This is a genomic window from Leucobacter rhizosphaerae, assembly GCF_022919175.1.
GTDB classification, from domain to species: Bacteria; Actinomycetota; Actinomycetes; order Actinomycetales; family Microbacteriaceae; genus Leucobacter; species Leucobacter rhizosphaerae.
The window spans coordinates 940,144-960,581 of the sequence record NZ_CP095043.1 but is presented as its reverse complement, the minus strand read 5'-3'; the positions used below and the strand labels follow the sequence as shown (position 1 = coordinate 960,581).

At 71.1% G+C, this 20,438-nt stretch carries 12 protein-coding genes and 1 pseudogene; 8 read left to right on the top strand and 5 right to left on the bottom strand.

Annotated features, from left to right (window positions below; genetic code table 11):
* Window positions 1–170: 170 nt before the first annotated feature.
* The 4 genes and pseudogenes from MUN76_RS04390 to MUN76_RS04375 all read left to right on the top strand — a co-directional run bounded on the left by MUN76_RS04390 (window position 171) and on the right by MUN76_RS04375 (window position 7,710).
* Window positions 171–1,460 (top strand): ATP-binding protein, encoded by a 1,290-nt coding sequence (locus tag MUN76_RS04390; RefSeq protein WP_244687481.1) that lies wholly within the window; start codon window positions 171–173, stop codon window positions 1,458–1,460.
* A 106-nt stretch (window positions 1,461–1,566) separates the two neighbouring features.
* Window positions 1,567–5,277: a TM0106 family RecB-like putative nuclease gene (locus MUN76_RS04385; protein WP_244687480.1), complete on the top strand. Its 3,711-nt coding sequence runs from the start codon at window positions 1,567–1,569 to the stop codon at window positions 5,275–5,277.
* Window positions 5,278–5,311: 34 nt separating this feature from the next.
* Window positions 5,312–6,463, top strand: a complete 1,152-nt coding sequence (locus MUN76_RS04380) for a DUF998 domain-containing protein (RefSeq protein WP_244687478.1) — start codon at window positions 5,312–5,314, stop codon at window positions 6,461–6,463.
* 9 nt (window positions 6,464–6,472) lie between these two features.
* Window positions 6,473–7,710, top strand: a pseudogene (locus tag MUN76_RS04375) (pyridoxal phosphate-dependent aminotransferase).
* On the opposite strand, the gene MUN76_RS04370 reads toward MUN76_RS04375, so the two are convergent.
* Both MUN76_RS04370 and ald read right to left on the bottom strand, forming a co-directional pair.
* Window positions 7,707–8,192 (bottom strand): hypothetical protein, encoded by a 486-nt coding sequence (locus MUN76_RS04370; protein WP_244687476.1) that lies wholly within the window; start codon window positions 8,190–8,192, stop codon window positions 7,707–7,709. The pseudogene MUN76_RS04375 and the gene MUN76_RS04370 overlap by 4 nt on opposite strands.
* Window positions 8,193–8,213: 21 nt before the next feature.
* A complete protein-coding gene (ald, locus tag MUN76_RS04365) occupies window positions 8,214–9,341 on the bottom strand; it encodes an alanine dehydrogenase (RefSeq protein ID WP_244687475.1) in 1,128 nt (375 codons plus the stop codon).
* A gap of 189 nt (window positions 9,342–9,530) precedes the next feature.
* Between ald and MUN76_RS04360 the strand changes: the two genes are divergently transcribed.
* A complete protein-coding gene (locus MUN76_RS04360) occupies window positions 9,531–10,022 on the top strand; it encodes an Lrp/AsnC family transcriptional regulator (RefSeq protein WP_244687473.1) in 492 nt (163 codons plus the stop codon).
* 31 nt (window positions 10,023–10,053) lie between these two features.
* Here the strand turns inward: MUN76_RS04360 and MUN76_RS04355 are convergent, their stop codons facing one another.
* The 3 genes from MUN76_RS04355 to MUN76_RS04345 form a co-directional block, all read right to left on the bottom strand.
* Window positions 10,054–11,787 (bottom strand): cation:proton antiporter, encoded by a 1,734-nt coding sequence (locus MUN76_RS04355; protein ID WP_244687471.1) that lies wholly within the window; start codon window positions 11,785–11,787, stop codon window positions 10,054–10,056.
* A 29-nt stretch (window positions 11,788–11,816) separates the two neighbouring features.
* Window positions 11,817–13,094: a winged helix DNA-binding domain-containing protein gene (locus tag MUN76_RS04350; RefSeq protein WP_244687469.1), complete on the bottom strand. Its 1,278-nt coding sequence runs from the start codon at window positions 13,092–13,094 to the stop codon at window positions 11,817–11,819.
* 173 nt (window positions 13,095–13,267) lie between these two features.
* Window positions 13,268–14,350 (bottom strand): NADH:flavin oxidoreductase/NADH oxidase, encoded by a 1,083-nt coding sequence (locus tag MUN76_RS04345; RefSeq protein WP_244687467.1) that lies wholly within the window; start codon window positions 14,348–14,350, stop codon window positions 13,268–13,270.
* Between the two features lie 102 nt (window positions 14,351–14,452).
* Here MUN76_RS04345 and MUN76_RS04340 point away from each other — a divergent pair, with 102 nt between their 5' ends.
* The 3 genes from MUN76_RS04340 (at window position 14,453) to MUN76_RS04330 (ending at window position 20,436) form a co-directional block, all read left to right on the top strand.
* Window positions 14,453–16,315 carry an ABC transporter ATP-binding protein gene (locus tag MUN76_RS04340; protein WP_244687465.1) on the top strand — a complete coding sequence of 621 codons (1,863 nt, stop codon included), beginning with the start codon at window positions 14,453–14,455 and terminating at the stop codon, window positions 16,313–16,315.
* 68 nt (window positions 16,316–16,383) lie between these two features.
* On the top strand, window positions 16,384–17,826 hold the full coding sequence (locus MUN76_RS04335) for a DUF2130 domain-containing protein (RefSeq protein WP_244687463.1): 1,443 nt from the start codon (window positions 16,384–16,386) through the stop codon (window positions 17,824–17,826).
* Window positions 17,827–17,847: 21 nt separating this feature from the next.
* Window positions 17,848–20,436, top strand: a complete 2,589-nt coding sequence (locus tag MUN76_RS04330; protein WP_244687461.1) for a DEAD/DEAH box helicase — start codon at window positions 17,848–17,850, stop codon at window positions 20,434–20,436.
* Window positions 20,437–20,438 lie beyond the last annotated feature (2 nt).

The following is a 20,438-nucleotide window of genomic DNA, read 5'->3' as shown; positions in this document are numbered from 1 at the left end:
TGAATGTGGATGGGCGTCTCGAACGGACGGGGTCACTTTGGGGGAGTGATACGTCGTCGGAACCCCGCACAAGTGACCCCGGCCGGGTGGGCCCGGGCTCGGGACGGCGCTGAGCCGACTCGGCAGATTCGGGATCGCGCAGCCCCGTCACCATCTGACATGATGCGTGCATGGCACGTATTCACATCCGGGACTTCCACGATGACGACCTCGACGCTGTCGTGCGGCTGTGGTGGGAGGCGCGCACCTCGGCGGAGCGACCCGTCTACTCCCTCGCCGAGGTGACGGCCTCCTGCCGCGAGGACCACGCGGTCGTGGCGGTACGGGACGACGAGGTGGTCGCGGCGGCCGTCGGGCGCGCCGCGCACGCGCAGGGCTGGGTCGTGTTCTTCGGGATCGCCGAGAACGCGCGCTCGGCCAACGTGTCGGGGGCGCTGTTCGACGCACTCGAGCGCAAGATGGCGCCGATCGGGCTCAGCACGCTCTCGGTGCTCATGCCCGAGGGCAGCCGGCTCGACCTGCTCACCTCGAACGGGTTCTCGATGCGCCACAGCCTGCGGTACCTCGAGCGGCAGATGCCGGTGCAGCGTCGCGAGCTCGATGTGCTGAAGGATCTCGGCGGCCGGGTACTGCCGCGGCATCTCTGGGGTCAGGTCGCGGGGATGCGGCACGAGAAGCAACTGCTCGAGGAGCGGCTCGTCGCCCCGCTCGCGCAGCCGGACCTGGCGGATCGCTACGGTGTGGTGCCGCCGCGCGCCGTCATGCTCTTCGGTCCGCCCGGCACCGGGAAGACGACCTTCGCGAAGGCGGTCGCGTCCCGGCTCGACTGGCCGTTCGTCGAGGTCTTCCCGTCGCGCCTCGGCGACGCGACCACGAGCATGGCCGCGTCGCTGCGCGAGATCTTCGAGCAGATCGATCAGCTCGAGCACGCGGTGGTGTTCATCGACGAGGTCGAGGAGATCGCCTCGCAGCGCCGCGGTGACCCGCCGTCCCCGACGCAGGGGGTGACGAACGAACTGCTGAAGATCGTCGCGGAGTTCCGGGATCGCGAGGGCCTGCTGCTCGTGTGCGCCACGAACTTCGTGCGCGCGCTCGACGCGGCGTTCCTGCGGCACGGCCGCTTCGACTACGTCCTGCCGATCGGGCTGCCGGACGACGAGGCGCGCAACGCGATCTGGCACCGGTACGTGCCGGCAGAGATCGCCGAGGCGGTCGACTTCCCGGCGCTCGTCGCCGCGAGTGCCGGCCTCACCCCGGCGGACATCGAATACGCGGCTCGGCGCGCCTCGCAGGACGCACTCGCCCGCGCGCTCCGCGCCGGAGTGCGACAGCTGGACGACACCCCGACGGAGCTCTCGACCGCGGACTATCTCGCGGCGCTCGGCGTGACGCGGGCCACCGTATCGGACGAGGAGCAGGGCGCCTTCCTCGAGGACATCGAGACCCTCGCGCGTCTGTGATCGGGTCCGGGGCGGCCGGTGCCGCGTCGGGTGTCGGAGGTCCGGCCTAGGGTGAGACGCATCCCGGCACTCCGGCTCCGGGGGTCGTTCGGCGAAGGGAAGCAGCGTGTTCGTCCAGCAGTGTGAGGGTGATGCGGCCGACGAGGCCGACGGCATCCGACTCGTCACGAGTGCGAGCGACCTCACCGCCGCGAGCGCCTGCGAGTTCGCGTTCCTCCGCCGCGTCGATCGCCGACTGGGGCGCGACGTCGAGGTGCCCCCCGACGATGATCCGATGCTCGCCCGGGCCGCGCGACTCGGGGACGCGCACGAGGAGCGCACCCTGCAGCACTACCGCGAGACGTTCGGCGCCCCCGCGCCAGGGGTCCGCGGCGGGGTCATCGAGATCCCGCGGCCCGACTCGATGTGCGCGGAGGATCTGGCGGTGGTCGCCGAGGCGAGTCGCGCAGCGCTCGGGAGCGGGGCCGACGTCGTGTTCCAGGCGACGTTCTTCGATCCATCGCAGCGTGCGGCGGATCCCGCGACGGGCGTCCCCGAGATCGGATTCATCGGGTTCGCCGACTTCCTGCAGCGCACCCCCGATGGGACGTACGAGGTGCAGGACACGAAACTCGCGCGCAAGGCCCGGGTCACCGCGCTCATGCAGCTCGCTGCGTACGCCGAGCAGCTCGAACGGATCGGCGTGCCCGTCGCGCCGGAGGCGACGCTGATCCTGGGGGACGGGGCACGATCGCGCCACCGCATCGCCGACATCGCCCCGGTGTTCCGCGCCCGCCGGTCCCGGTTGCACCGGATCCTGCTCGACCGTGCGCGGGCGACGGGGGCCGACGGGCGCCGCGAAAGCGGCGCGCCGATCGCCTGGGGCGCGGAGGGGATCCGCGCGTGCGGGCGCTGCGAGGTGTGCACGCCGGAGGTCGAGCGCACGCGGGATCCGCTGCTCATCGCGGGGATCCGCGCGACGCAGCGAGACGCGCTGCGTGCCGCCGGGCTGACGACCATCGACGCGGTCGCCGCGGCGGGGTCGGGCGCGGACTCCCGTGCCGTGCCGGGCATGAGCGCGCAGGTGCTCGAGCGGCTGGTCGCCCAGGCGCAGGTGCAGGTGGCGGCCGTGCCGGGTGACGTTCCGCCGGTGCGGGTGGCGGATCCGGCGGCACTCGCCGCGATCCCGACCCCCGATGCCGGCGACCTCTTCTTCGACTTCGAGGGAGACCCGATGTACCGGGAGCCGGGCGGCGACGCGACCGCGCGGTGGGGGATCGACTACCTGTTCGGCATGGTCGACTCCGAGGATCGCTTCACCCCGATCTGGGCGCACACCCTCGACGCCGAGCGCGAGGCGCTGCTCGCGTTCCTGGAGCTCGTGCGGGCCCGGCGCGCGCAGTTCCCCGGCATGCGCATCTACCACTACGCCGCCTACGAGCGTTCGCACCTCCTGAGCATCGCGGCCCGTCACGGCGTCGGCGAGGCGGAGGTCGACCAACTCCTCCGCGAGCACGTGCTCGTCGACCTGTACCCGATCGTGCGGCGCGCACTGCGGGTCGGGTCGCGGTCGTACTCGATCAAGAAGCTCGAACCGCTGTACATGGGCGACGAACTGCGGGACACCGACGGGGTCACGAGCGGGGCGCAGTCGGTCACCGAGTACGCGGAGGCGATGGAGCAGCTCGATGCCGCGGACCCCGAGGAGCGTGCGGCGGGTGAGCGCCGACTCGATGCGATCGCCGACTACAACCGCTACGACTGCGTTTCGACGCGTCGCCTGCGCGACTGGCTGCGCGGCCTTGCGAGCTCCCACGGCGTGGTGCCGCATCCGCGCGGTGCCGTCGAAGACGACGCAGCACCGCCGCTGGAGCTCAGTGCGATCGCTCGGCGCCTGCAGGCGCACGTGGCAGACCTTCCCGAGGCGCATCCCTGGCGTCCCGTCGCGGCGCTCGCCGCGAGTGCGATCGACTACCACCAGCGCGAGCAGAAGGCGTTCTGGTGGGCGCACTTCGCGCGGCTCGTCGACCCCATCGAGGAGTGGGCGGACACCCGCGACGTCCTGGTCGTCGATCCGGTGCGCAGCGCGGTGGCGGAGCCCTGGTTCCGCCCGCCGCGCGCGCGGGTCGACCGCCGGCACCTGCGACTGCGCGGCGAGCTCGCGCCCGGCAGTTCGCTGCGCCCCGGCAGCGACGCGTTCGCGCTGTACGAGTTCCCGGCGCCGTTTCCGCAGTTCGGGGCCGCGCCCGGTGCGCGCGCGGCCCGGCGGGTGAAGATCCTCGCGCGCGACGGGAGCGCCGGCGATGCGACGAGCCCCGAGAGCGTGCTCGTCGAGGAGCCGCTCGCGAACGGCGGCACTCCCTTCGAGGCCCTTCCCATCGCGATCGTGCCCGGACCGCCGCCGCCGGCGGGGGCGCAGAAGACGGCGATCGAGGAGTGGGGCGCGGCGCTCGCCGACGCGCTCGACCGCGGCGGCTTCCCGCACGACCCGGTCGTGGACCTGATGCGGCGGATCCCGCCGCGTCTCGTGGGCGACGCTTCGTTCACGGCGAGTGCGAGTGCCAGTGCCAGTGCGAGTGCCAGTGCCTCAGCCAACACCGACCCCACGAGCACCGTCGACGCGGTCGCGGCCACGCTGCTCCGGCTCGACCGGAGCACTCTGGCGGTGCAGGGGCCGCCGGGCACCGGCAAGACCTATCTCGCCGCGCACGTGATCCGGCGGCTCGTCGAGGAGCGGGGCTGGGTGATCGGCGTGGTGGCGCAGTCGCACCGCGTGGTCGAGAACGTGCTCGCGGGTGTCGTCTCCGCTGGGCTCGATCCCGCTCAGGTCGGCAAGGTGCCCCAGGGCGGGGCGCTGGATCCGGGTGAGCCGGAACCGCCCTACACCTCGCTGCCGCGCAATGGGCAGTCCCGCTTCGGGGAGGAACATCGCGGTCGCCGGCGTGGCGCCGTGATCGGCGGCACCGCCTGGGACTTCAGCAACCCGACCCGGTTCGCGCGCCGGAGCCTTGACCTGCTCGTGGTGGACGAAGCGGGGCAGTTCTCACTCGCGCCCACGATCGCGGCGACGCTCGCGGCGGAGCGTCTCCTGCTGCTCGGCGATCCCCAGCAGCTGCCGCAGGTCTCCCAGGGCGCCCACCCGGAACCGGTCGACACCTCGGCCCTCGGCTGGCTGCTCGGCGATCACGAGACCATGCCCGACACGCTCGGCTACTTCCTCGCCGAGACGCGGCGGATGCGCCCGGAACTCGCCGACGTCGTGTCGGAGCTCGCGTACGAGGGGCGCCTCCGCGCGCACCCGAGCGCCGCGGAGCGCGTCGTCATCGGTGCGGGCCCGGCCGGCCTGCAGTGGCACCCGGTCGAGCACCGCGGCAACGCGACGAGCTCACCCGAGGAGGCGGCCGAGGTCGTGCGACTCGTGCGGTCCTGGCTCAGAGCGCAGCTCACCGAACCCGGCGCGGAGCCTCGACCGCTCGGCGAGGACGACATCATCGTGGTGGCGCCGTACAACGCGCAGGTCGAGTGCGTCTCCGCGGCCCTGGCGGAGGCAGGATTCGGCCGCGTCCGCGTCGGCACCGTCGACAAGTTCCAGGGGCAGGAGGCCGTGATCGCGATCGTGAGCCTGGCGGCGTCGAGCGCGGAGGACGTGCCCCGCGGCCTCGAGTTCCTGCTCATGCGTAACCGGCTGAACGTCGCGATCAGTCGCGCGCAGTGGTCCGCGCATCTCGTGTCGTCGAGTCGCCTGGGCGACGGGCTCCCGGGCACCGCGGAGGGCCTCGACGCGCTCTCCGGGTTCCTGCGACTGGCGGAGCGCGGCGACATGGTCCGAGGAGTCTGACTGAAGATGGTTCGCGAAACCCTACACTGAAGCCATGTCACCCCAGCGCTCGCGGCTGCACCGCGCCGTCGATGGTCTGTTCGCCCTCCTGTATCCCGGCGCCGAGAGCCGCAGCGACACCCCCGCGTCGGCGCGCGAGGTCCGCGCGATGACGGCAGCGCTCGTCGCCGCGGTCGTCGCGGCGGTCGTCGGGCTCATCGTGTTCCGCGGCGCCGTGCCGATCTGGGGTCCGGTGTCGCCGGGAAGCCTGGGCCTCGGGCTCTCCGCGATCGCGGCGACGCTCGCGGCCGCCGTCGAGCACACCCGCTTCCCCCTCCCGGCGATCCCCGGCTGGTCCCGGGGTGCGGTGCGCGTGCAGCGGGTCGTCAACGTGCTCGCCATCGCCCTCGTGCACGGCGGCATCGCGCTCCTGTTCGTCGGCGTCACGATCGCGGTGCTCGTGCGCGGATTCGTCGGGCTCGAGGTCGACGTCTTCACGAGCACCGTCATCGTGACCCTCCTGAGCGCCGCGGCCGCATACGCGGCAACCCTCTCCGCGGGCGACGTGAGAGCGACGCGGCTTTCCACGCTCTTCGCGATCTTCACGACCGGCGGGATCGTGGTCGCGATGCTGACCACCGCGGACGCGGAGTGGTGGAAGCTGCACTTCAGCGAGCTCGGTGTCGGCAGCGGGCTGAGCGGCACGGTGTTCAACGCGACCCTCATCGTGGGCGGGCTCCTGCTCGCCTCCCTGGCCACCCTCGTCGCCCCGACGCTCCGGGCGTGGGCCGCCAGCGCGCCGCCCAGTCGCACGCGCAACGTCGGCCTCGTCGGGTGGGCGTTCGTGATCATCGGGGTGTGCCTCGCAGGTGTGGGCATCGTGCCGGTGAACGTCAGCCTGATTATGCACAACACCTTCGCGACGGGCATGGCCGTCGTGTTCGGTGCGCTCCTCATCGGGCTCCGCTGGCTGCTCGACGGCTTCACCCGCACGTTCCTGCTCTTCTCCGACATCGCCCTGATCACCATCGCCGTGTCCGCGGTGCTGTTCTGGCCCGTCCAGTACTACAACCTCGCCGCGTTCGAGCTCGTGGCCGCCGGGATCATCTTCGTGTGGCTCGTCATCTTCCTCCGGCACATCGACGCGGCGGCACCCGCGGGCGGCCGAGCTTCAGACGCGGCGGCACCAACCAGTATTCCCGGCTAGCGTGGAGGCATGGTGAAACCAGGCGGACCCTTCAAGACCCCTCCGGCGCGGACCCTCCCGGCGCCCCCGCAGCGGCGGGCGCCGTTCGAGGCGTCGGCGCGATCCCGGATCCCCGCCTTCGAGGTGATGCGGATCACCGATGAGATCGCCCGCCGCCGCGCCGAGGGGCACGACGTCGTCTCGCTCTGCGCCGGGGAACCGAGCGCCCGCCCCGCGCCCGGCACGCTGCGGCCCGCCGGCTACACGGGGCCACTCGGCACCGCTCCGCTCCGCGAGGCCATCGCGGGGCACTACCGGGAGTGGTACCACCTCGACGTCGATCCGCGCCGCGTCGCGATCACGACCGGATCCTCCGGCGCGTTCCAGCTCGTGTTCCTCGCGGCGTTCGACCCGGGGGATCGCGTCGCGCTCGCGAGCCCGGGCTACCCCGCGTACCGCAACATTCTGACCGCCCTCGGCGTGCAGGTCGTGGAGATCCCGACCGGCCCCGAGACGCGCTACCAGCCCACCCCGCGCTGCTCGACGCGGCGGTCGCGGAGCACGGCCCCCTCGCGGGCCTCGTGATCGCCTCCCCGGCGAACCCGACCGGCACCATGCTGCAGCGCGCGGAACTCGCGGCGCTCGCCGACTGGAGCCGTCGCCACGGCGTGCGGGTCATCAGCGACGAGATCTACCACGGGATCACGTTCCCGGCGCCCGGGGATCCCGATCCTCGCGGGGTCACGGCGCTCGCGCTCGACCCCGAGGCGATCGTCATCAACTCGTTCTCGAAGTACTGGGGCATGACCGGCTGGCGGCTCGGCTGGGCGATCCTGCCGCCCGATCTCGTGGCACCGCTCGAGGCCCTCGCCTCGAACTTCGCGCTGTCTCCGCCCGCTCCGGCGCAGGAACTGGCGCTCACGGCGTTCACGCCCGAGAGCTACGCCGAGCGCGATGCGATCGTGGCCGACTTCGGTCGCGCGCGCGAGTTGATCCTCGCCGCGGCTCCCGAGCTCGACTGGGGTGTCGCGGCGCCCTCGGACGGTGCGTTCTACTACTACTCCGAGCTCGGGCCGCAACTCGAGCGCTATGGCAGTTCGGTCGCGTACGCGCGGGCGCTGCTCGAGGGCGCCGGCGTCGCGATCGTGCCGGGGGTCGATTTCGATCCGGTGGCGGGGGAGCGCGCCGTGCGGCTGTCCTACGCGGCGGGCGCGCCGGCCGTGTCCGAGGCGTTGGAGCGGATCATCCGGTTCCAGAACGCGGGCTAGCGTCCAGCGTGCACCGGCGTGCCGCTCGCGATCCCGGTGCGGCGCTGGAACGGCTCCGAGGTGACCGCCACGGCTGGACGAGCGTTCTGATCACGGTCTTCGCCGGCCTCAACGGGTGTCAGCGGGAACTCGAGCGCCTCGATCACGGCGACCTCGTGCCCCTCGAGTGTGAGCACGAGTCCGGTCACCGCCTCGGAGAGCGGCCCGTCGAGCTCCGCCACGACCCGCGCGGTCACGGACCGCACCGCGCGCGCAAGCGCGAGCGGATCCCGACCCGCGGCCGCGATCTCGGCCCGGCCGTAGGTCACCCCGTCACCCGAGACGGCCTCGGCGATGACCTCCGCATCGGTGAGCCGCACCTGCACCTCGAGCACACTGCTCGTCGACACCGGGGCCACCGAGAACGGCAGAGGAATGCCCGAAGGGGCGTCACCGTGACCGTGGTCGGGTGACGCCCCTCCGAATGAGAATTTCAGATCCATGGGATCCAGCCTAGGCGGTGATTACGCCTGAGCGGCCAGCACGTCCTCGACGGTGGACGACGCGCGCTCCGGGAACGCGACGGCGACGCCGTGATTGGTGATGACGCCCTGGTGGGCGTTCAGGCCCTTGGCGAGCGACGGATCGTCATTCAGTGCCTTGACCCAGCCCTTGTCGGCGAGTGCGACGACATAGGGGAGGGTGGCGTTGGTGAGCGCCGCGGTCGAGGTCTCGGGGACCGCGCCGGGCATGTTGGCCACGCAGTAGTAGATCGAGTTGTGCACCTGGAAGGTGGGATCGTCGTGCGTGGTGGGGCGCGAGTTCTCGAAGCAGCCGCCCTGGTCGATCGCGATGTCGACGAGCACCGAGCCCGGCTTCATCTGCGCGACCATCGCGTCGGTCACGAGTTTCGGAGCCTTCTCGCCCGGGATCAGCACGGAGCCGATCACGAGGTCGGCGTCCTTGAGCGCCTCGGTGATGTTGTGCGCGTTCGAGGTGCGGGTCTGGATCCGGCCGTCGAACTCGTCCTCCAGCTGCTTCAGGCGGGGGATCGCGATGTCGATGATGGTGACCTCGGCGCCCATGCCGAACGCGATGCGCGCGGCCTGCTCGCCGGCCGCGCCGCCGCCGATGACGACGACCTTGCCGCGACGGGTCGCGGTGACGCCGCCGAGCAGCACACCGCGGCCGCCGTTGGCCTTCATGAGGCTGTAGGCGCCGACCTGCGCGGACAGGCGGCCCGCGACCTCGGACATCGGAGCGAGGAGCGGCAGTGCGCGGTTGGGGAGCTGCACGGTCTCGTAGGCGATGGCGGTGGTGCCCGAGGCGACGACCGCGTCGGTGCACTCGCGCGAGGCGGCGAGGTGCAGGTAGGTGAAGAGCACCTGATCCTTGCGCATCTTGTCGTACTCGGCCGCGATGGGCTCCTTGACCTTGAGGATCATGTCGGCCTGCGCCCAGACATCGGCGGCGTCGTCGACGATGGTCGCACCCGCGGCGACGTACTCGGCGTCGGTGATGGCGGAGCCGAGACCGGCACCGGCCTGGACGAGCACGTCGTGGCCGCGACGCGCCAGCTCGTGGACGCCGGCCTGCGTGATGGCCACGCGGTTCTCGTTGTTCTTGATCTCGGTGGGGATACCGACGCGCATGTTGAGCTCCAAACGAAGTCGCGGAAAGGGGGGTCGTGCGGGTTCTCACGGCGCCGGAAGCGGACGCATGGCGACGCTGCAGAGGAACGTACTGATTGTGCAGTATATTCGTATTCTGTGCTGAAAAGATGAATTCTCTTCGGGACCTGTCGTGTTCGAGAGTTGTTTGCGAGTGAAAGGAGGGTTTCGATGTCCGAAGCTTCGAAGAATCTGCGCCCCGAAATCGAGCTGGACGAGATCGATCGGAAGATCGTAGAGGAGCTGCAGGCCAATGGCCGCATCACCAACGCCGAGCTCGCCGACCGCGTCGGCGTCGCCGCCTCCACCTGCATCGCCCGCGTGCGCAGCCTCGTGTCGCGCCGGATCATCACGGGGTTCACCGCCACGGTCGACCCGCGCGCGATGGGCCTGGACCTCCAGGTGCTCGTGAGCGTGACCGTGCGTTCGGGGGCGCGTCAGCGCATCGCCGAGATGAGCGACGAGCTCCGAGCACTGCCCGAGGTCATGCAGCTCTTCTTCCTCGGCGGTGTCGAGGACTTCATCATCCACTTGGCCGCGCGGGACTCGGATCACGTCCGCGACTTCGTCATGGAGCACCTGTCCGCGCACCCGGCGGTGTCGTCGACGCGCACCAGCATCGTGTTCAGCCACCACCTGAACCCGATTCGCGGGGCGGCGTAATCGGGCCTGGTATCCAGCCCGCCCGTCGGCCTCAGTGCATCGACGGCGGGGTGAGGCGCGCCTCGTGCACGTCGAGCGCGAGCTCGGCCGTGCGCAGCGCCTCGGAGCTGTAGCGCCCGATCGCCCGCTCCTCGAGCAGCGCCGCACGCTGCGCGTCGAGTGCGAGCCGCGCGAGCCGCAGGTAGCTCTGCGCCGGGGTCTCGTCGGCGGGCAGCACGAGCGACCCGGTCTCGGCGAGTGAGAGCGAGATAGGCGCCATGGCACTCCGCGCGCTCGTGCGGGCCTTCTCGACGACCGTCGCCGCCGTGCGCTCCGCCTCGGACGCCCCCTCCTCGTTCGCGACCGCGTCGTCGATGGCGTCGTCCCCGGCCTCGATGAGGTCCTTCTTGAGCGAGGCGAGTTCCCCCGCGCTGGCGCCGGCACCCGCACCCTCGGGCCAGAGCTTCCGGATCAGCGGCGGGAGGGTGAGCCCGTGGAGCAGGAGGGTTACCACGGCCACGCCGAAGGCGACGAGGATGAGCTGCGCGCGGTATGGCACCTCGACCGGGATCGACTGCGCGGCGGCGAGCGTCACCACACCCCGCATGCCGCTCCACGACAGCACCGCGCCCTCGCGCCACCCGAGCTGCTGCTCGCGCTCGTGCGTGAGGTCGGCTCGGGTGCGCTGTTCGAGCAGCTCGACCCGGTGCAGCTTCTTGGTGTCCGGATCCTCTTCGTCGCGCACCTGCTGCGCGAGCGCCGACAAGCCGTCGCTGCGCTGCTCGTAGAGGCGCGAGTTGCGCCGCATCGTCGCGATCAGCGGCACCAGGAAGGCCGCCCGGCACAGGATGAGGAGCAGCACGACCCCCAGCGACAGCAGCCCGACGTGCTCGAGGCGCAGCGGGCTCTCGCCCACTTCCTCGACGAGCGCGTGCAACTGCAGGCCCATGAGCAGGAACACGCCGTTCTCCAGTGCGAACTGCACCGTGCGCCAGTTCAGCCGCTCGTTCATGCGCGCGGTGGCGCTGAACCTGCGGGAGGCGTGGTGCCCCGTGTAGAGCCCGGTCACGACCACGGCGAGCACGCCCGAGGCATGGATCGCCTCGGCCGGGATGAACGCGACGAAGGGGACGACGAACGAGATCATCGTGTCGTACACCGGGTTGCGCAGGTGCGACCGGATCCACACCGTGATGAGTCCCATGACCAGACCGACCACCACAGCGGCGGCGACGGAGAACGCGAAGGATCCCGCGGCGTCCCAGAACACGAAGCTGCCGGCGATCGCCGCGAGCGCCGTCTTGAGTAGCACCAGCGACGTCGCGTCGTTGACGAGGCTCTCGCCCTCCAGGATCGACACCACCCGGTCGGGCATGCCGAGGCGCTTGCCGATCGAGGTCGCGGCGACCGCGTCGGTCGGGCTCACGACGGCGCCGAGCGCAACCGCCACGGGGAACGGGATCACCGGGACGACGAGGTGCACCAGCGCACCGATGATCACGGCCGAGATGACGACGAGGAGCACGGACAGCCCGATGACCGGCCGGAAGTTGCGTCGGAAGTCGACGAGCGGCACGTTCACCGCGGCGGCGTAGAGGAGGGGCGGCAGCACGCCGAGCAGGATGATCTCGGGGTCGACCTCGATGAGCGGGATGAAGGGGAGGTACCCGGCGCCGATCCCGACCACCACGAGGAGGAGCGGCGCGGCGATGCCGATGCGGCCGCCGAGGATCGAGGTGCCGACGAGGATGATGACGCCGACGACCGCGATGAGCCCGATTTCCATGGGCCGATTCTATCGGTGGCGCCGCACCCTCACGCCTGAGCCACCGTCACCTCGCCCGGCGGCACGCCGTGGAACTCCGCGGCCACCGTGTTCAGCGGCGCCAGGGCGGCCGCGTCGATCCGGCTGCCGGGGAATGGCGTGACCTCGAGCCCGCCGTGCTTCGTGCGCGCGCGCTTCCACGTGCCGACCACCCGGCCGCGGTGCACCACGGTCGCGAGGAACATGCCGTTGCGGCCCGGCACGATGCGGTCGAAGTGCTCGGGGTCGAGCTGCACGGCGCGCTCGGTGTAGCCGAGCAGGTGCTCGTCGAAGGCGGTGAGCAGGGACCACTCGGGGAGGTCGCCGCGGTCGCTGACGCTGCCCAGCAGCTCCGGATCGACCCACAGCGCCCCCGCGACCCCGCGCACCGGGTCGCCGGCCGCGTCGAGCGCCTCGGCCCGCACGAGCGCGCCCGCCTCGGCGGCGGCCTCGATCCCGACTCGCGCCTCGCGCACGGTGAGCCCGGTCCACCACGCGAAGTCCTTGTCGCGCACGGGGCCGCGTCCGATCGCGTAGCGGGTGGCGAGCTCGGCCAGCGCGGCGTCGCCGTCGAGCTGCCGCGGCGTCTCGATCCAGCCCTCGGCGCGCACGAGCTGCGGTTCGCCGCCCGCGCCGATCGGTCCGAACGTCGCCAGACCGTTCTGGCAGAGCCACCAGACCACGTGGTACCGCCAGGCGCTCTGCCACTCGATGCCCGCGTCGGTCCAGGCGGCGGCGAGGGCGTCACGGTCGAGGCCGGGGGTCGCGTCGATCGCCGCGAGTGAGGTCTCCACAAGGCGGTCGAGTGCGGCGTCGCTCATCCCCAGGAATTCCCGGCGCTTCGGGGCGCCGGCCAGCACCCGGTGGTTCGTCGCGGCCTGCATCCAGCCGATGTCCTCGGCGGGCACGACGTGCACGGTGCCCCGCATGGGCCAGGAGCGCACGATGCGGCGCTGGGCGAAGGCCTCGAGCACGTCGTCGACGCGGGATCCGGGCGCGCGCACACCGAGCGCCCAGCGGGACGACCGCCAGTCCTGGCCCTGCACGGCGAGCATGCGGCGAGCGACGGCGGTGATCCGCTCGGCGCCGGTACCGCGATCGGCGCAGACCCGGTCGGTGCCGGTGCCGGTGCCGGTGCTCTCGTTCGTGCCGGATCCTGCCTCCGTTGCGCCGGCCTGCTCCGCCGGTCCCGCCTGCCCCGCCGGTACAGCCGCCCAGCTGTCGGCGGTGAGCCCGAGGGCCCGCATGCGCAGGCGGAGGACGTCGTCGGGGGTGAGCTGCTCGGTCATGTCCAGAGCTTCTCACATGACGGGCCCCAGGGTCGGGTGTTCGTGCAGAGATCTGCGTTCCTGCTGAGAGACTCGGGCGATCCGGTCAGCGGGAATGCAGATCTCTGCAGCAGTGCAGATCTCTGCAGCAGTGCGGATCTCGCCCGTGCGCGTCTCGCCCGTGCGGGCCTCGCCTAGAACCGCGCCCTGGCGTACTGCGGCGGCACGAGTGAGGCAGCTGAGGGCGCACGGAGCTCGTGGGCCCACGCGATCGGCAGGTGCGGGTTCGCGAGCACCGGGCGCGCGAGCAGGATCACGTCCGCCTGGCCCGTCGCGAGGATCCCCTCGGCCTGCGCGGCCGACGTGATGAGCCCGACTGCGGCGACGGGCAGCGGCCCCCGGCGCACCTCGGCCGCGAGACCGACCTGGTAGGAGGGCCCGACCGGGATCGGCGCGTACGGCACGTTGGCGGCGGAGGAGACATCGACGAGGTCGGCGCCGTCCTCGGCGAGCCAGGAGGACAGCTCGACGGACTCCTCGACGGAGAATCCGCCCTCGACCCACTCGGTCGCCGAGATGCGGACGGAGATCGGCAGCTCGGGGTGCTCCGCGCGAATCGTGCGCACGATGTCCCGGAGCAGCCGGGAGCGGCCCGCGAGATCGCCACCGTAGGCGTCCGTGCGGTGATTCGAGAGGGGAGAGAGGAACTCGTGCAGCAGGTAGCCGTGAGCGGCGTGCACCTCGACCAGGTCGAACCCGGCCTGCACGGCGCGGTTCGCCCCGTCGGCGAAGGCGCGCACGAGCTCCGGCAGCTCGGACGCCTCGAGCGCGCGCGGCACGTCGAAGTCGCCGTAGGCGATGGCGGAGGGGGCGACGGTCTGCCAGCCGCCCTCGGAGACGGGCACGGTGCCGTCGCCGAGACCGGGGAGCGAGGGCACGGTCGAGCCCTTGCGGCCCGCGTGCGCGAGCTGGATCCCGATCCTCGCGCCGTGCGCGTGCGCGGCGGCGGTGATGCGGGCGAGCGGCGGGATCTGCTCGTCGCTCCAGATGCCGGGGCAGCGCGGGCTGATCCGGCCCTCGGGCGTCACTCCGGTCGCTTCCATGAACACCACGCCGGCGCCGCCGCGCGCAAGCCCTCCGAGGTGCTGGAGGTGCCAGTCCCCGACGATCCCGTCCTCGGCGTCGACCGAGTACTGGCACATCGGCGCCACCCAGAGGCGGTTGCGGATCTCGAGCGAGCGGAGCGTGAACGGGCGGAAGAGGATCGGGTCGGCCATGGTTGCCGAGCCTACTCCTCGAATCCGGCGGAAGAATCCGAGCGCTCCGCGCGTTACAGGCCCTGGAGTGCTTTGTTGAATGACCGAGGAGGTGCACGACCCATGGCACCGCTCATCAGGATCCTGCGGTTCACCCGCTCCCTCACGCCCTACTACGTCGGGATCATGGTCGCGGCCGCGATCGTCACGGGCGCGGGTCTCGCGGTCCCGTTCATCACGGGCAGCGCCACCGACGCGATCGTGCAGGCGTTCGGCGACGCCTCGGGCGACGCTCGCGCCCTCGATCCGGAGGCCGTGTCCTCGACGATCGTCACGGTGCTCGTGCTGGCGCTCGCGCTTCTCGCCGTCAGTCTCGTCGAGGCGGTCATCGGCAACATCGGCGGCTACTGGGGCGACGTGATGAGCGCCAAGATGCGCACGATCCTGTCGACCCGCTACTTCGAGCAGCTGCTCGCCCTGCCGCAGCGGTACTACGACTCCGAGCTCACGGGCACGATCGTCGCGCGGCTGAATCGCTCCATCTCCGAGATCACGAACTTCATGAAGTCGTTCTCGAACATGTTTGTGACCATGCTGCTCACCACGATCGCGGTGCTCGCGATCAGCGCCTGGTACTACTGGCCGCTCGCCGTGCTCCTCGCGGTGGCGTACCCGGTCTACCTGTGGTTGACGGCGCTCACGAGTCGGCGCTGGCAGCGCCTCGAGGGCGACAAGAACGAGCATGTCGACGTGGCGTCGGGGCGTTTCGCCGAGGTCGTCGGCCAGATGCGCGTCGTGAAGTCCTTCGTCGGGGAGCGCCGCGAGCTCGCGGCCTTCAGCGACCGCTTCCGGGCCACCGAGTCGCTGACGGCGGAGCAGTCGCGCCACTGGCACCGCATGGACGCGATCCGACAGGGCGTGCTGCACGTCATCTTCTTCGGGCTGTACTCCATCATCTTCGTGCGCACGGTGCTCGGGTATTTCACCCTCGGCGAGATGGTGATGCTCGTGCAGCTCATCGCGATGGCCCGGCAGCCGGTGACGAGCCTCAGCTGGGTGGTCGACACCGCGCAGCGGGCGATCGCCGGCTCGAAGTCGTACTTCGAGGTCATGGATCTCGACCCCGTGCGCGTCGACGGCGGCGGAGCGCGGCCCGTCGATCCCGCGCGCGACGGTGCGGGTCGTGAGGGTGCACGGCCCGATGGTGCAGCGCTTTCGCCCGGCGCCCCTTCGGTGTCGTTCCAGGGCGTGCACTTCGGCTACGGCGGGGAGGACGTGCTCACCGACATCACCTTCGACGTCGCGCCGGGTGAGCGGGTCGCGTTCGTCGGCGAGTCGGGCGGCGGCAAGACCACCCTGACCAGCCTGCTCATGGGCCTGTACGGCGTGCGCGAGGGCCAGATCGAGATCGCGGGATCGGGCACCGACCTCGACGACCTCCGCCGCAACATCGGCGTCGTGTTCCAGGAACCGGCCCTGTTCTCCGGAAGCATCGCCGAGAACATCGCCTACGGGCGCCCCGACGCGTCGCGCGCGGAGATCGAGGCCGCAGCGGCCCGGGCGGCGGTCGACGTGTTCGTGCGCAAGTTCCCGCTCGGCTACGACACGCCGATCGGCGAGCGCGGGATCAAACTCTCCGGTGGGCAGAAGCAGCGCATCGCGGTGGCCCGGGCGATCCTGAAGGACGCGCCGATCCTCGTGCTCGACGAGGCGACGTCGGCGCTCGATACGAAGTCGGAACGACTCGTGCAGGCGGGGCTCGACGACCTGATGGAGGGGCGGACGAGCCTCATCATCGCGCACCGGCTCTCGACGATCGCCGAGGTCGACCGGATCGTGACCCTGCGCGACGGCCGGATCGACGAGATCGGCACGCCCCGCGAGCTCGAGACGTCGGGCGGCATCTACGCCGAGCTGCTCGCGCTGCAGGCCTCGTCGTCGAAGGGCGATCGCAAGCGACTCCGGGAGTTCGACGTCGTCGGGTAGCCCGCGAATGTCGCACGCCTGTGCCAGGCTGGACGGGTACCGCTCGTCCCGACCCGAAGGAGCCCTCGATGCAGGAGATCAAGTGCCCGCACTGCGGCAAGGAGTTCACGCTCGACGAGGCCGGGTACGCGGACATCCTGCAGCAGGTGCGCGACAGCGCGTTCGAGCAGCAGCTGCACGAGCGTCTCGAGCTCGCGGAGCTCGACAAGCGCAACGCCCTCGAACTGGCGCGCAGCCAGGCCGCGGCCGAGCTGCAACGGGCAACGGCCGAGCAGCAGGCGGAGCTGCAGCGCGCAGCGTCCGACCGTGCCGCCGAGGTCCAGCGCTTGCAGGCGCAGCTCGACGCGGGGGAGACCGCCCGCAAGCTCGCGGTGGCGGAGGCCCTCGGGGCCGTGGAGAAGGAGCGCGACGCGCTGGCCGCCGAGTTGGCGCAGGCGAAGCGCGACACCGAGACCGAGGTCGAGCGGATCGAATCGACGCTCACGGCTCGCATGCAGCAGCAGGAGGCCGCGCGAGCGGCCGAGCTCCAGGAGCTCCGCGCGAAGGTCGAGTCGGGCGACCTGTCGCGCCGGCTCGCGATCACCGAGGCGGTCGGAGCCGTGGAGAAGCAGCGCGACGCCCTCAAGAGCGATCTCGAGCGCGCGGAGCTCGAGAAGCAGCTCGCGGAGAAGGCGCTGCAGGAGCGCTACGAGACCCAGATCAAGGATCGTGACGACGCGATCGAGCGGCTCCGCGACATGAAGGCGCGGCTGTCGACCAAGATGATCGGCGAGACGCTCGAGCAGCACTGCGAGATGACCTTCAACCAGTTCCGCGCCACCGCCTTTCCGAACGCGTACTTCGAGAAGGACAATGACGCGCGCAGCGGCAGCAAGGGCGATTTCATCTTCCGTGACCACGACCTGGCAGGGCTCGAGATCGTGTCGATCATGTTCGAGATGAAAAACGAGGCCGACGGCACGGCGACGAAGCACCGGAACGAGGACTTCCTGAAGGAGCTCGACAAGGACCGCACCGAGAAGGGCTGCGAGTACGCGGTGCTCGTGTCGCTCCTGGAGCCCGACAACGAGCTCTACAACGGCGGCATCGTCGACATGTCGCACCGCTACCCGAAGATGTACGTCGTGCGTCCGCAGTTCTTCCTGCCCCTCATCACCCTGCTCCGCAACGCCGCGCTCAACGCGATGCGCTACAAGGCCGAACTCGAGCACGTGAAGTCGCAGAACATCGACATCACGAACTTCGAGAGCGAGCTCGACGGCTTCAAAGACGCGTTCGGTCGCAACTACGATCTCGCGTCGCGTCAGTTCCAGGAGGCGATCAAGCGCATCGACACCTCCATCGCCGAGATGCAGAAGGTCAAGGACAACCTGCTGAAGTCCGAGAACAACCTGCGGCTCGCCAACGACAAGGCGCAGGGCGTGTCGATCAAAAAACTCACGCGCGGCAACCCCACCATGCAGACGAAGTTCGCCGAGCTGTCGCGCGGCGACGACGCGTCGGACGCCTAGACCGGCCAGGAGCCCTCACCCATGCATCTCGGAACGATTCTGGACGATGCCCGCGCGACGGGCGTCGGCCTCGCCGAACCCGACGACGTGTTCGCCGCCTTCGAGGAGTGGGCGTGGGAGGCGAAGGCGCTGCGCCTCTACCCGGCGCAGGAGGAGGCGGTGCTCGGCATCGCGCTCGGCAGCAACGTGATCCTCGCGACCCCGACGGGCACGGGCAAGTCGCTCGTGGCGCTCGGCGCGCACTTCACGGCGCTCGCCGCCGGGGAGCGCACCGTGTACACGGCCCCGATCAAGGCGCTCGTGAGCGAGAAGTTCTTCGACCTCGTCGACGTCTTCGGCGCCGAGCGCGTCGGCATGGTCACCGGCGACACCTCGATCAACCCCGACGCGCCGATCCTGTGCTGCACGGCCGAGATCCTCGCGAATCTCGCGATCCGCGACCGCGACGCGGGCGGGATCACCCAGGTGGTCATGGACGAGTTCCACTTCTACGCGGAGCCCGACCGCGGTTGGGCGTGGCAGGTGCCGCTGCTCCTCATGGGCCGCGCGCAGTTCCTGCTGATGTCGGCGACCCTCGGCGACGTGACCGAGCTCGCCGACGACCTGTCGCGGCGCACCGGCCGCGACACCGCGCTCGTCACGGGCGTGGAGCGCCCCGTCCCGCTGCACTTCGCCTACGAGGTGTCGCCCGCCCACGAGGTGGTCGAGACGCTGCTCGCCGACCGGCAGACGCCCGCCTACCTCGTGCACTTCAACCAGTCCCACGCGGTCGAGCAGGCCCAGGCGCTCGCGAGCATCAAGATCGTCGATCGCGCCGGCCGCGACGAGATCGCCGCGGCGATCGGGGAGTTCAAATTCTCGACGGGCTTCGGCTCGACGCTCTCGCGGCTCGTCCGGTCGGGCATCGGCGTGCACCACGCGGGCATGCTGCCCCGGTACCGGCGTCTCGTCGAGCAGCTGGCCCAGCGGGGGCTGCTGCGCGTGATCTGCGGCACCGACACGCTCGGGGTCGGCATCAACGTGCCGATCCGCACCGTCGTGATCACCGCGCTCACGAAGTTCGACGGCGAGAAGATGCGCCGGCTCTCGGCGCGCGAGTTCCACCAGATCGCGGGCCGCGCGGGCCGCGCCGGCTACGACACCGAGGGCGACGTCATCGCGCTCGCGCCCGAGCACGAGATCGAGAACGCGAAGGCGGTCGCGAAGGCCGAAGCCAAGGCCGCCGGCGGCAAGAACGGCGGCAAAAAGGCGAAACCGGTGCGCAAGAAGGCGCCGCCCCAGGGATTCATCGCATGGTCCGAGGCGACGCTCGAGAAGCTCGTGGCCTCGCAGCCGGAGCCCCTCGTGAGCCGCATGCGGGTCACCCACGCGATGGTGCTCGGGGTGATCGGCCGCGGGGAGCAGCGCGAGGGCGAGGCGCTCGAGACCATGCGCACGCTGGTGTTCGACAGCCACGAACCCCGGGAGGTGCAGTTCGCGCACGCCCGCACGGCGATCGACATCTTCCGGACCCTTCGCCGGGGTGGCATCGTCGAGGTCCACGAGGATCCCCGCGGGCACCGGCTTCTCCGACTCACGATCGAGCTGCAGGCGAACTTCGCGCTCAATCAGCCGCTGTCGCCGTTCGCGCTCGCGGCGATCGAGTTGCTCGATCCCGAGTCCGACACCTATGCGCTCGACGTGATCTCGATCATCGAGGCGACGCTCGAGCACCCGCGGGCGATCCTGCGGGCGCAGGAGCACCAGGCGCGCGGCGAGGCCGTCGCGGCGATGAAGGCCGAGGGCATCGAGTACGACGAGCGGATGGAGCTGCTCGAGGCGGTGACCTACCCGCAGCCGCTGCAGGAGCTGCTCGGCGAGGCCTTCACGGAGTACCTCAAGGAAGTGCCGTGGGCGCGCGACTACGAGCTCCGGCCGAAGTCGGTCGTGCGCGACATGATCGAGCGCGCGTTCGGGTTCCGCGACCTCGTGTCGTTCTACCAGCTCGGGCGGTCCGAGGGCGGAGTGCTGCGCTACCTGAGCGACGCCTACCGGGCGATCGAGCGCACCGTGCCCGAGCAGGCCAAGAGCCCGGAGCTCGAGGAGCTCACCGACTGGCTCGGCGAGCTCGTGCGCCAGGTCGACTCGAGCCTCATCGACGAGTGGGAGGAGCTGGCCCACCCGGATCCCGAGGAGCACCGCGCCCGCCACGACCGGCCGATCGACGTGCCGCCGCCCGCCCGCTCGGTGCTCGGCAACGAGCGCGCCTTCCTCGTGATGCTGCGCAACGCCCTCTTCCGCCGAGTGCAGGCGGCGTCGTTCGAACGCTACGCCGAACTCGCGGCGCTCGATGGACCGCAGGGCTTCGGCGAGGAGCGCTGGCGCGACGCCCTGGCCGGGTACTTCACCGAGTACGACGACATCCGGGTCGACGGTGACGCCCGCGCGGCGCGACTCCTCGAGATCGATCGGAGCCCCGCCGCGAGTGGCGAGTGGCGGTTCCGGCAGGTGCTGCTGGACCCCGCGGGAGACCGCGACTGGGGTATCGAGGGGATCGTCGACCTCGCCGAGTCCGAGGAGCTCGGCGAGCCCGTGGTCCGCGTCGAGCGGGTCGGTCCGTTCCGGGACTAGCT

Coding starts and splice junctions, on each gene's coding strand:
- MUN76_RS04340 (WP_244687465.1), top strand. CDS start 14,453: ATGGCACCGCTCATCAGGATCCTGCGGTTCACCCGCTCCCTCACGCCC.
- ald (WP_244687475.1), bottom strand. CDS start 9,341: ATGCGCGTCGGTATCCCCACCGAGATCAAGAACAACGAGAACCGCGTG.
- MUN76_RS04350 (WP_244687469.1), bottom strand. CDS start 13,094: ATGACCGAGCAGCTCACCCCCGACGACGTCCTCCGCCTGCGCATGCGG.
- MUN76_RS04360 (WP_244687473.1), top strand. CDS start 9,531: ATGTCCGAAGCTTCGAAGAATCTGCGCCCCGAAATCGAGCTGGACGAG.
- MUN76_RS04335 (WP_244687463.1), top strand. CDS start 16,384: ATGCAGGAGATCAAGTGCCCGCACTGCGGCAAGGAGTTCACGCTCGAC.
- MUN76_RS04380 (WP_244687478.1), top strand. CDS start 5,312: ATGTCACCCCAGCGCTCGCGGCTGCACCGCGCCGTCGATGGTCTGTTC.
- MUN76_RS04345 (WP_244687467.1), bottom strand. CDS start 14,350: ATGGCCGACCCGATCCTCTTCCGCCCGTTCACGCTCCGCTCGCTCGAG.
- MUN76_RS04390 (WP_244687481.1), top strand. CDS start 171: ATGGCACGTATTCACATCCGGGACTTCCACGATGACGACCTCGACGCT.
- MUN76_RS04330 (WP_244687461.1), top strand. CDS start 17,848: ATGCATCTCGGAACGATTCTGGACGATGCCCGCGCGACGGGCGTCGGC.
- MUN76_RS04370 (WP_244687476.1), bottom strand. CDS start 8,192: ATGGATCTGAAATTCTCATTCGGAGGGGCGTCACCCGACCACGGTCAC.
- MUN76_RS04355 (WP_244687471.1), bottom strand. CDS start 11,787: ATGGAAATCGGGCTCATCGCGGTCGTCGGCGTCATCATCCTCGTCGGC.